At 72.1% G+C, this 13255-nt stretch carries 12 protein-coding genes; 6 read left to right on the top strand and 6 right to left on the bottom strand.

All coding sequences use genetic code 11. The annotated features are described in order from the left end of the window. Position 1: 1 nt before the first annotated feature. From HD597_RS30530 to HD597_RS30515, 4 genes are all read right to left on the bottom strand, one after another. Positions 2 to 1411 carry an MFS transporter gene (locus HD597_RS30530; protein WP_253746414.1) on the bottom strand — a complete coding sequence of 470 codons (1410 nt, stop codon included), beginning with the start codon at positions 1409 to 1411 and terminating at the stop codon, positions 2 to 4. 143 nt (positions 1412 to 1554) lie between these two features. Next, positions 1555 to 2151 (bottom strand): TetR/AcrR family transcriptional regulator, encoded by a 597-nt coding sequence (locus HD597_RS30525; protein ID WP_253746413.1) that lies wholly within the window; start codon positions 2149 to 2151, stop codon positions 1555 to 1557. Positions 2152 to 2905: 754 nt separating this feature from the next. Continuing rightward, the gene (locus HD597_RS30520; protein ID WP_253746412.1) at positions 2906 to 3586 is read right to left on the bottom strand and encodes a biliverdin-producing heme oxygenase; all 681 of its coding nucleotides are present in this window, start codon (positions 3584 to 3586) and stop codon (positions 2906 to 2908) included. A 98-nt stretch (positions 3587 to 3684) separates the two neighbouring features. Further along, on the bottom strand, positions 3685 to 4467 hold the full coding sequence (locus tag HD597_RS30515; protein ID WP_253746410.1) for an alpha/beta hydrolase: 783 nt from the start codon (positions 4465 to 4467) through the stop codon (positions 3685 to 3687). A 598-nt stretch (positions 4468 to 5065) separates the two neighbouring features. On the opposite strand from HD597_RS30515, the gene HD597_RS30510 reads away from it, so the two are divergent. The 6 genes from HD597_RS30510 to HD597_RS30485 are packed head-to-tail and all read left to right on the top strand — an operon-like array spanning position 5066 to position 10894. Continuing rightward, positions 5066 to 5887 (top strand): STAS domain-containing protein, encoded by an 822-nt coding sequence (locus tag HD597_RS30510; RefSeq protein ID WP_372513420.1) that lies wholly within the window; start codon positions 5066 to 5068, stop codon positions 5885 to 5887. A gap of 2 nt (positions 5888 to 5889) precedes the next feature. Continuing rightward, complete coding sequence (locus HD597_RS30505) at positions 5890 to 6255, top strand: STAS domain-containing protein (RefSeq protein WP_253746408.1); 366 nt, start codon at positions 5890 to 5892, stop codon at positions 6253 to 6255. Then, on the top strand, positions 6252 to 6653 hold the full coding sequence (locus HD597_RS30500; protein WP_253746407.1) for an anti-sigma regulatory factor: 402 nt from the start codon (positions 6252 to 6254) through the stop codon (positions 6651 to 6653). The genes HD597_RS30505 and HD597_RS30500 overlap by 4 nt, the downstream gene beginning before the upstream one ends. Next, a complete protein-coding gene (locus HD597_RS30495) occupies positions 6650 to 7669 on the top strand; it encodes an ATP-binding protein (protein ID WP_253746406.1) in 1020 nt (339 codons plus the stop codon). Before HD597_RS30500 ends, HD597_RS30495 begins: the two co-directional genes overlap by 4 nt. Further along, positions 7662 to 9329 carry an ATP-binding response regulator gene (locus HD597_RS30490; protein ID WP_253746403.1) on the top strand — a complete coding sequence of 556 codons (1668 nt, stop codon included), beginning with the start codon at positions 7662 to 7664 and terminating at the stop codon, positions 9327 to 9329. The genes HD597_RS30495 and HD597_RS30490 overlap by 8 nt, the downstream gene beginning before the upstream one ends. Next, positions 9326 to 10894 carry a fused response regulator/phosphatase gene (locus HD597_RS30485; protein WP_253746399.1) on the top strand — a complete coding sequence of 523 codons (1569 nt, stop codon included), beginning with the start codon at positions 9326 to 9328 and terminating at the stop codon, positions 10892 to 10894. The genes HD597_RS30490 and HD597_RS30485 overlap by 4 nt, the downstream gene beginning before the upstream one ends. Positions 10895 to 11157: 263 nt before the next feature. Here the strand turns inward: HD597_RS30485 and HD597_RS30480 are convergent, their stop codons facing one another. Continuing rightward, positions 11158 to 11655: a hypothetical protein gene (locus HD597_RS30480; RefSeq protein WP_253746398.1), complete on the bottom strand. Its 498-nt coding sequence runs from the start codon at positions 11653 to 11655 to the stop codon at positions 11158 to 11160. 202 nt (positions 11656 to 11857) lie between these two features. Then, entirely contained in the window at positions 11858 to 13231 is a 1374-nt protein-coding gene (locus HD597_RS30475; RefSeq protein WP_253746397.1) for a phenylacetate--CoA ligase family protein, read from the bottom strand. Between the last annotated feature and the right edge of the window lie 24 nt (positions 13232 to 13255).

The following is a 13255-nucleotide window of genomic DNA, read 5'->3' as shown; positions in this document are numbered from 1 at the left end:
GTCAGTCGTCGGCGGCCAGGACGTTCGTCCTGATCGTGAGGAACGTGATCAGCGCGGCCACCACCATCATCGCCGCGCTGATCAGCATCGCCGTGCGGAAGCCCGCGTCGAACACCCGAGGCTGCTCGAACGCGTCTCCCACCAAGCCCACGAGCGGCGGCACCGCGGCCACGGCCAGCAGGCTCCCGGTGCGGGCCACCGCGTTGTTCACCCCGCTGGCCGTGCCCGCGAGCCGCTCCTCGGCCGTGGCCAGCACGGTCGCCGTCAGCGGCGCGACCGCCGCCGACAGCCCCAGCCCGAACACGAACACCGCCGGCAGCACCTGCAGCGGGTACGACGCGCCGAACCCGATGGTGCTCATCAGCACGAACCCGCCTCCCGCCACCAGGATCCCGATCGTCATGGGCCAGCGCGGCCCCACCCGCTTGGCCAGGTCTCCGGCCCGCGCCGACAGCAGCAGCATCAGGATCGTCGTCGGCAGCATCGCCAGCCCGGCCGCGATGGGGGAGAACCCGGACACCACCTGGAGCTGCACCACCAGCAGGAAGAACACCACGCCCATGGCCGCGTACATGATCAGCGTCACCACGTTCACCGCCGTGAACACCCGGTCGCGGAACATGCCCACCGGCACCAGCGCGTCCGGCGACCTGCGGATCTCCACCACCACGAACGCCAGCGCCAGCGCCAGCCCGGCCACCAGCGGCACCGACACGCCCTTCTGGATCAGCCCGTACGTGATGCCGGCCAGCGCCAGCGCCGCCAGCACCGAGCCGAGCACGTCGAAACGGCCCGATGCCGCCTCGTCCCTGCTCTCCGGCACGTGCCGCAGCGTGACGAACACGACGAACGCCGCGAACGGCAGGTTGATCAGGAACGCCCACCGCCAGCCTGCCGACTGCACCAGCCAGCCGCCCAGCAGCGGCCCGATGGCGCTGGCCACGCCGCCGAGCCCGGACCACACCCCGACCGCCCTGGGCCGGTCGTGCCGGACGAAGGACGCCTGGATGATGGCCAGAGAGCCGGGCGTCAGCAGCGCCCCGCCGATGCCCTGCAGCGCGCGGGCGCCGATGAGGAACTCGATGTTCGGCGCCAGCCCGCACAGGGCCGACGCGACCGCGAACCAGACCGTCCCGACGAGGAAGAGCCTGCGGCGCCCGTATCGGTCGCCGAGCGAGCCGCCCAGCAGGATCAGCCCGGCCAGGGTCAGGGTGTAGGCGTTGATCGTCCACTGCAGGCCGGCCATGCCCGCGTCGAGCTCCCGCCCCAGGAACGGCAGCGCGACGTTGACCACCGTGCTGTCGAGCATCGCCAGGCCGGAGCCGAGCACGGTCGCGAACAGGATCCACCGGCCGCGTGCCGACTTGAGCGCGACGTGTTCTCCGTGCACGAGGGCGGGATTGTCGGTCATGGGGCCATCCTGTCACCGGGCCCCGACAGTCTCCCCGCCACCCATCACCTGCAACCCGCGCCGCCGCTGATCGCCTGCCACCTTCGCCTGCGCCGTTGCCTGTCGCCCAGGCCCGCCGCCCGCCGTCGTCCGGGGGTGGTGGGTCAGCCGTTGCCCAGTGCCCGCAGCACGAACTCCGACACCAGCTCCCCGGCCGTCTCCACCGTCACGTCTCCGCTGATCAGCGGCACCCGCTCGGCGCCGATGACCGCCAGGATCATCCGCGCAGTGGCGTCCACGTCGAGCGCGCGGAAGTCACCGGCCTCGATGCCGTTGTCCAGGATCTCCACCAGGATGCTCTGCATCGGCGCCACGTGCTCGGCCAGCCGCTGGTAGGCGTCGGGTCCGAGCGCGGCGCTGAGATCGGCCGCCCCCGGGTGCGGATGCGCGAGCAGCCCGGTGAGCTGCAGCCGTACGAACGCGCGCAACCGGTCGGCGGGCGAGGCCCCCGCAGGCAGCTCCCGCTCGTAGCTGTCGATGAAGTAGCGGGTGACGCGCTCGGTGAACGCCAGCAGCAGCGCCGCCTTGTCGGGAAAGTAGTTGTACAGGACCGTACGGGTGATGCCGGCCTCGCCGGCCACGTCGGTCATGGAGATGGCGTCGATGCCCTGCACCCTGGACAGGCGCGAGACGGCCTGCAGGATCCGATCACGCGTCTGGGCGCGGTGCTCGCCGATCGTGGCGGCCGAGATGCGGGGCATACGCCCATGGTAGGCCGGGGCGCGCCGGAAGTTCCGCACTATCGCTGCGGCTCCTACGTTCAGGGGTGACACCTCGGCCCTCGGAAACCCCAGGCGACACGCTGATAACAGCGTTCGCACCCTCCAAACGGGCTGGCGCTGACTCCGTGGCTTCGCCACGGGCTCGGGCCGGGGTCCTGTAGCCCGAGCTGAGCGCCTGCACCTGGCGGTGGTACCGCTGCAGAGCTCCGGCTGGGAGCGTCGGCTCCAAGGTCCGAGCTGAGCCCCTGCGTCCGGTGGTGTCGGGTCCGCAGCCTCGCTCGGACTTCGGGCTGGGAGTGTCGGCCCCGAAGCCGCGTCCGCGGGCGGGGGTGTCGGCTCCGTGGGCCTGCCCGGCGGTCTCCGGCCGCTGGCACTGGTGCCGGCTCTGGAGCCCTCGGACGGCCTCGGCCGGGTGGTGCCAGCACTGTGGCCCACCCCAAGGGCGGGACCAGCGTTGGAGCCGCACCTGAGGGCGGTAGCAGCGTCGGAGCCGCATCTGAGGTACCAGCGTTGGAGCCGCACCCGAGGGCGGGTATCAGCGTTGTGGTCGGGCCCGGAGCGGTGTCGGCGCTGCGGCTTTGCCTGAAGCGGTGCCGGCTGCGGCCCCAGGCGGGTCTTCGGCTGATGCCGTTGTCAAGGCTGTAGCCCCGCCCCCAGGGCCGTCAAAGGCGTAGCCCGGGCCCCAGGGCCGTCAAAGGCTGTAGCGCCGGGCCCGGGCCGTCAGTGGTCGGGCTCAGGCGGCGGCCTTGACCACGTGCCTGAGCTCCGTCAGCACTTCCGTGTTGAGCTGGTAGGCCAGCCTGACCTCACCGATCAGGCGCTGCTGCTCCCGCTCGTCCAGCTCCAGCCCCAGCACGTCCAGCCGCGAGCGGTAGTCGTTCTTGAACCGGGGCAGGCTGCCCAGCTCGTCGAAGAAGTAGAAGTCGACGCCCCCGCCCTTCGCGTAGCCGTAGATCTTCTGCAGCTCCATCCGGATGAACTGGCCGCCCGACAGGTCACCCAGGTAGCGGGTGTAGTGATGGGCGACGTAGCCGCCGGGCCAGTCGGCGACCTGGTGGATGCGGGCCACGAGGGTGCGGGTGGACTTCGACGGGGTGATCCGGTCGCGCCAGCCCTGGCCGTAGATCGTCGCGAGGTCGCGCTCCAGTGCCGGCTCCCGGTACAGCTCGGGGAACACGAAGCGGCCCGCCACCGGGTGATCCGCCAGCTGGCGTGACACGCCGTCGAGGGCGACGTACGCGAAATAGTGCTGGGCGACCATCTCGCCGTAGTCGTGCTCGCTCAACCGGCCGCTCATCAGCGCTGAGAGGTAGCCCTCCGACTCCGCCGACTGGTGGTCGGCCCAGGTGGAGTTGCGCAAAGTTTCGGAGAACGACGTGGTCACGGCCCACCTCTGCTCGTGCTGGCGTTTCATGACGAAGTGTCACAAACGTCGGCGTCCGACGTCAAGCTGATGACGACACCATGTCATCAAAGCCTGCCTCCTCCGACACGTACCCAGGAACGCGGGAGTCAAGAGCCGTCCTGCTCTCGGGTCACCTCCCGGTGGCGGCCGAGGGCGATCAGGGTCAGGTTGCGCAGGGACGGGGTGCCCGGAGTGTAGTAGTCGCTGTGGCCGCCCGTGCCCGTCTCGAAGCGGCGGGCGCCGTACGCGGCCTGCATCGGGTCGGTGCCGAACCCGAGGGGGCCGAGCTTGGCCTTGGGCACGAGTCTGATCCAGTCGTCGTCGCCGAGCCCGGCCCAGATCCGGACCCCGCCCGAGGGGGTCTCGCCTCGGACGTCGAGCCCCTCGGCGCCCTGGCGGGCTGCGCCGACGCCGGGGCTGCCGATGAAGGCGAGGTCGGCGATCGGTAAGCCCGGGGCCGCGAGGGCGCAGGCGTAGGAGCCGTAACTGTGGCAGAGGAGGCTGATCGGGGCGGGGGTGCGCCGGCGCAGGCCGGCGACCGTGCGGCGGAGCTCCTGGGCGCCGGCGACGGCCGCCTCGTCGGTGAGGGCAGCCAGGCTCAGGGTGGGTGGTGAGTCGTAGCCCAGCCATGCCATCACGGCCAGCCGCTCGTGGGGAGCCAGCCGGGCGGCCTCCGCCAGCAGGGCGCGGGCCGCGCCTCCGGGGTGCCTGGTGCTGGAGTCGAACGTCGCCACCCTGGTGTCGGCGCCGGGCACGATGATCGCCACCCGGTCGGCCGTCGCCAGGTCGCTGCCGTAGATCCTCACCAGCCGCTCGCCCGGCTGGGACGGCGACAGCAGGAGTGTGCCGATCACCGCGACGCTGCTCGCGATGGCAAGGTTTCTGAGCATGGTGCGACGTTATGGAGAAGGGGATGTGACGCGCGTCACCGCGGAGTTTGAAAATCGGCGTCATACCGGAGGGTGATGCGGATTCGATGGGGTGGAGGCGGCAGGCACGACCCCATCCGCCTTCCAACGGTGAGGTGGAGGGCGAAGGAGGTGCGGGGTGGGATCTCACCCGGCGTGGTGCGGGGGATGCCACGGGGCCGAGGGCGGGAGCGTCGCCGGGGCGTGGGGTGAGAGATGTCACCAGACAAGGGGCCGGGGACGTCACCGGTTGTGGGTGCGGGGGACGTCACGGAGCGTGGGGGCCCGCTGGTCGCGGCCGGTCGGTGCCAGGGGCCGCCGTACAAGGAGAAAGCGCTGGCCACGTGGACGAGGGCGAGCGCCGGCGTGGAGCCTGATCGTGCCGGTGGGCGGCGCGGTGCCGGTGGTGCGGAAGAGCGCGCAGTCACCCGGCGTGGGGGTGGGGCGGAACCGGGGTCCGCGGGGCCCCGGAACGGCGCAGTGGATCCGATCGGAGTCCCTGGCACCGACAATCCGCACTAGCATACGAGCAACTAGCCAGCCGCCCTCCATGGAGAGATCTTTGTCCGTTCATGCCGATGTGACCAGGCGACGCATCGAAGAGCTGCTCCGCCTCCACCAGGAGCAGATCGTCCGCCGCTGGGCACAGATCGCCAACGCGTCGTCCGAAGAGCTCACCGAGCTCTACCAGGCGCTGCTCACCTCACTGGACGAGGGCAAGAACGACCTCGCCGACGTCCGTGGCCTGCTCGCCGAGCTCTCGCGCTCGCGGGCCCGCGCCGGGTTCGCCCCGGCCGACACCGCCAGGGCCGTCTTCGGCCTGAAGGAGGCGCTGTACGAGGTCGTCGAGCTCGACACGGAGAGTGTCGAGGCGGCACGCGGCTTCATCTGGTTCTCCAGGCTGATCGACGACCTTGGCCTGTTCACGTTCGAGACGTACGCGGAAGCCCGCGAGAAGATCATCCTCGACCAGGCCGAGCAACTCCTGGAGCTGTCCACCCCGGTGGTCAAGCTGTGGGAGGGCATCGTGGCGGTGCCGCTGGTCGGCACGCTCGACTCCGCCAGGACCCAGGTGGTCATGGAGAAGCTGCTGCAGACGCTGGTCGACACCGGCGCCGAGCACGCGGTCATCGACATCACCGGCGTGCCCGCCGTCGACACGCAGGTCGCCCAGCACCTGCTGAAGACGGTCGTCGCCGCCCGCCTGATGGGCGCCGAGTGCGTCATCTCCGGCATCCGCCCGCAGATCGCGCACACCATCGTCACGCTCGGCATCGAGTTCGGCGACATCGTCACCAAGGCGTCCCTGGCCGACGCGCTGGCCCACGCCTTCAAGCACGCCGGGATCCACGTGAGCGGAGCTCGCGATACGCGCATCGCGATCCGGGCGGAGAACGGATAGCCGTGCAGCGCATACCCATCCTCAAACTCGGAGACGTCCTCATCGTCTCCATCCAGGTGGACCTGGAGGACCAGGGCGTGCTCGCCCTGCAGGAGGACCTCGCCGACGCGGTCGTCCAGAACGGCGCCAAGGGCGTGATCATCGACATCTCCGCCGTGGAGATCGTCGACTCGTTCATCGGCCGGATGCTGGCCACGATCGCCTCCATGTGCAGCATGCTCGACGCCCAGACCGTGGTGGTCGGCATGCGGCCCGCCGTGGCGATCACGCTGGTGGAGCTCGGGCTCTCGCTCGGCGGCGTCCGTACGGCACTCAATCTGGAGAAGGGGGTTGCGCTACTGGACCACATCAGGAGCGCGACCAGGTGAGCGGCGAACGCGAGGTCGTCATCGCCGGCAGTGCGGACGTCGTCGGCGTCCGCCAGCTCGTCAGGAGCCTCGCCGTGGAGGTGGGCCTGTCCCTGGTCGACCAGACGAAGATCATCACAGCCGCCAGCGAGCTGGCGCGCAACGCCCTGGTGTACGCCGGTGGCGGCGACGTGCGCATGGAGGTTGTGCAGAAGGGGCTGCGGCGCGGCCTCAAGCTGGTCTTCAGCGACGAGGGCCCCGGCATCCCCGACCTGGAGCAGGCCCTCACCGACGGCTGGACCACCGGCGGCGGCCTGGGGCTGGGCCTCGGCGGCTCGCGCCGGCTGGTCGACGAGTTCGACCTGGTCTCCGAGCCGGGCAAGGGCACGACCGTGACGGTGACGAAGTGGTCGCGATGACCGGCTGGGTCCGCGCCGAGGACCCCAGCGCGGTCGGCGCGGTACGCAGGAAGGCCGTCGAGCTGGCCGAGGCGGCGGGTTTCGACCAGACGCTCATCGGGCAGACGGCCGTGGCCGTGAGCGAGGCGGTCTCCAACCTCGTCAAGCACGCCATGGAGGGCACCGTCATCGTGCGCCCCCATCCGGAGGCCCCCACCACGGTCGAGCTGATCACCGTGGACAAGGGGCCGGGCATGGCTGACGTGGCTCGCGCGCTGCGCGACGGCTACTCGACCTCGGGCACGCTGGGCATCGGCCTGGGCGCGATCTCCCGCATCGCCACCGGCTACGACGTGCACTCCCTGCCGGGCAAGGGCACCGTGCTGGCCATGCACTTCACCGCGGGCGCCGCGCCGGGGCCGCCGCTGCGGGCCAGCGGGCTGACCAAGCCGATCGGAGACGAGACGGTGTGCGGCGACGGGTTCGCCATCGCCGAGGCGGGCCAGGTCACGACCGTGCTCGTCTGCGACGGGCTCGGGCACGGCCTCATCGCCGCGCAGGCCACGCAGCGGGCCGTGGAGCTGTTCCTCGCCGTACGGGACCAGGAGCCGGTCGCGATCGTGGAGCGCCTGCACGCCGGCATGAAGGGCACCCGGGGCGGCGCGATCGCGGTGGCCCGCGTCGAGCGGGGCCAGGTGCACTACGCCGGGCTCGGCAACGTCTCCGGCTGGGTCGCGCACGCCGAGGGCAGGCAGGGGATGGTGTCGGTGCCGGGGATCGCCGGCCACCAGGGCGGGCGGCTGCGCCAGTACACCTACGAGCTGCCCGGCTACGCCACCGTCGTCCTGCACTCCGACGGGCTGACGGAGCGCTGGGACCCCAAGCTGCTGCCCGGCCTGTTCTCCCGCACGCCCGCCGTGATCGCCGCCGGGCTGATGCGCGAGGCGGGCAGCAGGCGCGACGACGCCTGCGTGGTGACGGTCAGGCCCGCCCAGGAGAGCGCGCCGCCCAGCCAGGAGACGACGCGGCATGGCTAAGCCCGAGGCCGAGGTGACCGAGCTCATCCGCGTCCGGCTCGACGCCGACCAGGACGTCTTCGTCCTGCGCCGGCTCGGCCGCGCCGCCGCCGAGCTGGCCGGCCTGGAGCCGCAGGACCAGGTCCGCGTGGCGACGGCGCTCAGCGAGGCCGGCCGCGAGCTGTTCGGCACCGGCTCGATCGCGGTCCTCGCGCTCGGCGACCGGCACCTGTTCATCACCCTGGAGCACGAGCGGCACTCCGACCTGTCCGGCCTGGAGGGCCTGAAGCTGGCGGGCAGGCTGGTCGACGAGATCATGGTGAACGAGGGCAGCGTCACGCTCGCCAAGCGGCTGCTCGCCCGCCGGCCGCCCGTCCCGGTGGCGGAGATCCGCGCCAGGCTGACCGCCCTCTCCCCGGTCTCCGCCATGGACGAGCTGCGCGAGCAGAACAGGGAGCTGGCCGAGACGCTGGAGGACCTCCTGCGGCTCAACGCCGAGCTGGAGGAGACCAACTCGGGCGTGATGGCGATGTACAACCAGCTCTCGGCCGAGCTGGAGGAGACCAACAGGGGAGTGGTCGCCCTGTACGCCGAGCTGGACGAGAAGTCCAGCCAGCTCAGGGAGGCCAACGAGGCCAGGAACCGGTTCTGGGCCACCGTCAGCCACGAGCTGCGCACCCCGCTGAACTCCGTGATCGGCCTGGTCAGGCTGCTGATCGGGCCGGGCGGCGACCCCATGACGGAGGAGCAGGCCCACCAGGTGCGGCTCATCGGCAGCTCGACCGAGACCCTGCTGGAGCTCGTCAGCGAGCTGCTCGACATGGCCAAGGCCGAGTCGGGCCGCCTGGACCCGCAGCCGTCGGCCGTGGAGCTGACACGGATGGCCGAGCAGCTCCACGTGATGCTGCGCCCGAACGCCAGCAACGGCGTCGAGCTGCGCCACGAGGTGGCCGCCGAGGTCGCCGAGCTGTACGTGGACGAGGTCATGCTGCTGCGCATCCTGCGCAACCTGCTGTCGAACGCGGTCAAGTTCACCGTACGCGGCGAGGTCCGCCTAGAGGCCCACCTCGACCAGGCCAAGGGTGAGGCCGTCATCGTCGTGGCCGACACCGGCATCGGCATCGCGCCGGAGCACCTGACGCGGGTGTTCGAGGACTTCTACCAGGTGCCGGGCTCCCTCCAGGTCAGGTCCAGGGGCACGGGCCTGGGCCTGCCGTACGCGCGCAGGCTCGCCGAGGCGCTCGGCGGCACGCTGGAGCTGGCCAGCACGGCGGGCGAGGGCACCGCGGTCACGCTGCGGCTGCCGCACTACAGCGGCCCGCCCGAGCTGGAGCGCGTGCTGATCGCGGACGACGACGAGGTGTTCCGCGCCGCCGCCCGCCGCATGCTGCACGGCTTCGCCGCGAACGTGGACGAGGCCGCCGACGGCGCCGCCGCGCTCGACCTGATGGCGGTGAGCCCGCCCGACGTGATCCTGGTGGACCTGCTCATGCCGCGCGTGGACGGCCACGTGCTGCTCCAGCGCATGGCCGAGGACGAAAGGCTGGCGGGCATCCCGGTGGTGGTGGTCACGATCGCGCCCCAGCGCGCCTCCGGCGGCGTGGTCGTGCTGGACAAGCACGGGCTGCGCAGGGAGGACCTGCTCCAGGCCATCCGCAGCGCGATGGGAGGGCAGGCGTGAGCGAGACGGCGACCGTGCTGGTGGTGGACGACACGCCGACCAAGCGCTACATCCTGTCGAGCTGGCTGCGCCGCGCCGGGCATCAAGTGATCGAGGCGAGCGGCGGCGAGGAGGCGCTGGCCACGCTCGCCACCCAGCACGTGGACCTGGTCATCCTGGACGTGCGGCTGCCCGACATCCCCGGCCACGAGGTGTGCGAGCGGATCAAGGCCGACCCGGCGACCGCCTCGATCCCCGTCATCCAGGTGTCGGCCGACGCCATCACCGTGGCCGACCGCGCGGAGGGGCTGGAGCGGGGCGCCGACGCGTACCTGGCCGAGCCGATCGAGCCGGCCGAGTTCGCCGCGACGGTGGAGGCCATGCTGCGCTACTACCGGGCGCGGTGGCGGGCCGAGCAGATGGCCGAGCGCCTGGCGGGGCTGGCGGACGTGACGCTGCGCATGAACGAGGCCGAGACGTTCGACGAGCTGCTGTCGGTCGCGGTCGAGGGCTCGGCCGGTGTGCTGGGCCGCTTCTGCGGCACGCTGGCGCTCCTGCCCGACGGGCGCACACGCCGTTTCCGCGCCCGCCCCGGCGAGCCGGCCACCTCCCATCCCGCCGGGCCCGACCTGCTGGACCGCCTGAGCGGCATGGTGCAGCGGGAGGCGCAGCGCTCCCACGTGTTCACGCTGCACGCGCAGGAGTGGCGCGGGCTGCTGCCGGACGTGCAGATCGAGGGCAGCAGCACGGGCGTGCTCTGCCGCACGAAGAACTCCGGCTCGCCCATCTACCTGGGCGTGGAGAGCGAGCCCCCGCTCGACGCCGACGAGGTGAACCTGCTGCGCCAGCTCGGGCAGCAGCTCGCCCTGGCCGTGGCCGCGCTGCGCGCCTACACCGAGGAGCACGCGATCGCGCTGACCCTGCAGCGCAGCCTGCTGCCCACCCGCATCCCCGAGGTGCCGGGCCTGCGGGTGGCGATGCGCTACCAGCCGGCCGCCGACAACATCGAGGTGGGCGGCGACTTCTACGAGGTGCTGCCGATCGGCGACCGGGTGCTGGTGGCCATCGGCGACGTGGAGGGGCACTCGCTGCACGCCGCGACCGTGATGGCCGAGCTGCGGCACGCGATGCGGGCCTCGTTCATCGGGCAGGTGGACCTCAGCGCCTCGCTCGACCTGCTCAACCAGATGATGCGGCGCTACCACCCGCGCATGACGGCCACCCTCTGCCTGATGCTCATCGACCCGGCCACGGGCGAGGTCGAGGTGGCCAACGCCGGCCACATCCCGCCCCTGTTCGCCGGGCCCGGCGGCACCTACCACCACCTGGGGAACCTGCTGCTGGGGGCGCTGCCGGAGACGTACACGGTGGACCGGCTGAAGCTGCCGCCAGGCGGGACGCTGCTGCTGTTCACCGACGGGCTGGTGGAGGACCGCGCGATCTCGCTGGACGAGAGCCTGGAGAGGGCCAGGGAGCTCGCCGAGACCGTCGAGGACGACCTGGAGGAGTTCGCCGAGCGCATGCTGGACGCGTTCGGGGTGCGCGAGGACGACGTCGCGCTGGTGGCCGTGCGCCGCGAGCCCTGACCCGGCTCCGCGGGGCCAGGGCCGGGCCAGCGCCAGGGCGGGGCCAGGGCTCCGGTGGGAGCCCGCCGGCGTCGAGCAGGAACGAGCCGCGCGCCGGGTCGAGCCGCCGTCCGTCGCCGTGGTCGGGCAGCAGCTCGTACGGCAGCGTGAAGCCGCGGCTCCCGGACACCTGGCGCGGCCATTCGTGCACGTACTCGACCGACGCCCCGCCCTGCGCCCGCAGCCGCGCGACCAGCGCCGCCTCGGCGGCGTCGCCCCAGGTGTCAGGCCGGCCGAGACCATGTTCGCGCCACGCCCCGCTCGGAGGTGATCACGTCCTTGATCCTGGCCGGGCGCGGGCCCTCCGGGCCGGGGACCGTCCAGGTGGGCGGCTCCGCGGGGCCGTCCCAGGGCGTCTCGCCGACGTCGCGGACGCGCAGCCGCGCCATGTCCCACATCGCGCGGCGGAAGCCGTCCACGGTACGGCCGGCCATCTGGACGCGGTAGAACCAGTGCCAGTCGCGGAACAGGTCGAACTCCTCCACCGTGCCCAGCTCGCGCGCCCCGCCGCCCTCCCGCGGCACGGCAGGGCGGCCGGTGTACTTGCGCTGGCCCGGGTTGAACAGCTCCGCGCCGTTCCGGCCCCACTCCGTGGCGACGTCCACGCCGAAGCGGCCGAACGCCTGGGCGAACGCGTACCGGTTCGTCGCCTTCAGACAGGCGACGAAGCCCCACAACTCGCCCTCGTCCACGGCGCCGCCGGGGGAGGGGCCGGTCGCCATGACGGCCGGCCACGTGGCCGTGGTGAAGGCCGTCGCGTCCGGAGGGACCCGGGCCCGGCGAGCGAAGCCGCCGGCCAGGCGAACAACCGGCCGAGATCATCCAGCATGTGCCGTCACCTGCCCCGTCGAAGCGCCGACCTCCCTGACGGTAGGCCCCGCCGCCCGTGTCCCCCCAGGGGCCGCGCTAGGGAAAACTCTGGGCCTACCGGGTGTAACGGTGCTTGGCGCCCGGCGGGAAGTAGTCCGGGTCGCCCGACTCCCGCAGCCTGATGAACGGCGTCTGCTGCGGTACCGGCACGTACGCCGCGAACTCGCTGTTCAGCCGCAGCAACTGCGCCAGGATCGACTCGCTGACCGCGTGGGCGATCTCCTCGGAGGGCTTCTCCCCGGGCATCAGCTCCACCGTCACGGTCAGGTGCCGGTCGTGCCGCTCGTCCTCGGCCGCCTCCAGCACGAACTTGCCCGTCACCCACGGGCTCACCCCCGGCTGCTCCAGGCCGATCGCGATGTTCTCCGGGTAGACGTTCGCGCCGTAGTAGGACACGGTGAAGTGGCTGCGGCCGAAGACGTACACGAACGGGCGCTCGGGCCCGTCCGCGTACGTCTTCGGCCGCGGCTCGAAGCCGTGCCGCCGCACGAAGTCCAGCAGCTCCCGGTACGGGAGGACGCCGCCCTCGTCGGCGATGTGGTAGCGGACGAGCGGGACGCCGTTGTCGCCGGAGAACAGCAGGGTGCCCTCGTGCTCCTCGAAGAAGCGCACACCGGGGTCGTACTGCACGAGCGTCGGCAGCCGCGACTCGCCGAACAGCTCCCTGGCCTGCCGGGGCCGGGCGGACAGGAAACGGCGGATCTCCACCGACAAGGGGGTCTCGTTGCCCAGGACGCCCGCGTCGGCGGTGCCGTACAGGGAGGCGATGCCGCGTACGGGGTCGGCGATGCCGGCCCGCTCGGCGACCAGCGCCCGCCACTCCTCGCTGAACACCTCGCCCGCCGTCACCAGCCTGACGTTCCAGCTCGCCCAGGGCAGGTCCTCGGTGTCGATGACGTTCTTCAGGAACGGCGGGTAACCCAGCAGCACGACCTGGTCGAAGTGCGGCGCCAGCTCGGGGATCACCCGCACGATCTCCCGCCGGTCGGTGCCGGGGGCGACCACGGTGATCGGGTAGCCGCGCTCGGCCAGGTGGCGGCAGCAGGCGACGGTGAACAGGCCGCCCACCCAGGTGCCCAGGGCGAAGCAGACCACGGCCAGCGTACGGCGCTCGCGGGCGGCGAACGAGCCGCCGAACACCTCCTCGAACCGGTCGGCGATCACCCGCTCGTCCGCCGCCGAGCGCGGCCAGAACGACGGCACGCCCGTGGACCCGGAGGAGACGGCGATCAGGTCGCCGATCACGCCGTTCCTGCACAGGTCCGGCAGGGGGTGGCGGTGGGTGTAGTTGTCCTTGGTCGTCATGGGGAGCCGCGCGAAGTCCGCCGCGGCCGTCACCTTCGCGGGATCGACGCCGTGCTCGGCGAGGAACCTGCCGTAGGCGGGAACGGTGGCCGCCACCTGATGGAAGAGCTCAACCGGGTCCATCCGCCGACTGTACGACGCGGGCCG

It is taken from the genome of Nonomuraea thailandensis, from assembly GCF_024172165.1.
Lineage (GTDB): Bacteria > Actinomycetota > Actinomycetes > Streptosporangiales > Streptosporangiaceae > Nonomuraea > Nonomuraea thailandensis.
Note: the sequence above shows the minus strand (reverse complement) of the source record. Positions and strands in the feature narration are given on the sequence as shown.

Coding starts and splice junctions, on each gene's coding strand:
- HD597_RS30530 (WP_253746414.1), bottom strand. CDS start 1,411: ATGACCGACAATCCCGCCCTCGTGCACGGAGAACACGTCGCGCTCAAG.
- HD597_RS30525 (WP_253746413.1), bottom strand. CDS start 2,151: ATGCCCCGCATCTCGGCCGCCACGATCGGCGAGCACCGCGCCCAGACG.
- HD597_RS30520 (WP_253746412.1), bottom strand. CDS start 3,586: ATGAAACGCCAGCACGAGCAGAGGTGGGCCGTGACCACGTCGTTCTCC.
- HD597_RS30515 (WP_253746410.1), bottom strand. CDS start 4,467: ATGCTCAGAAACCTTGCCATCGCGAGCAGCGTCGCGGTGATCGGCACA.
- HD597_RS30495 (WP_253746406.1), top strand. CDS start 6,650: ATGACCGGCTGGGTCCGCGCCGAGGACCCCAGCGCGGTCGGCGCGGTA.
- HD597_RS30490 (WP_253746403.1), top strand. CDS start 7,662: ATGGCTAAGCCCGAGGCCGAGGTGACCGAGCTCATCCGCGTCCGGCTC.
- HD597_RS30480 (WP_253746398.1), bottom strand. CDS start 11,655: ATGGCGACCGGCCCCTCCCCCGGCGGCGCCGTGGACGAGGGCGAGTTG.
- HD597_RS30475 (WP_253746397.1), bottom strand. CDS start 13,231: ATGGACCCGGTTGAGCTCTTCCATCAGGTGGCGGCCACCGTTCCCGCC.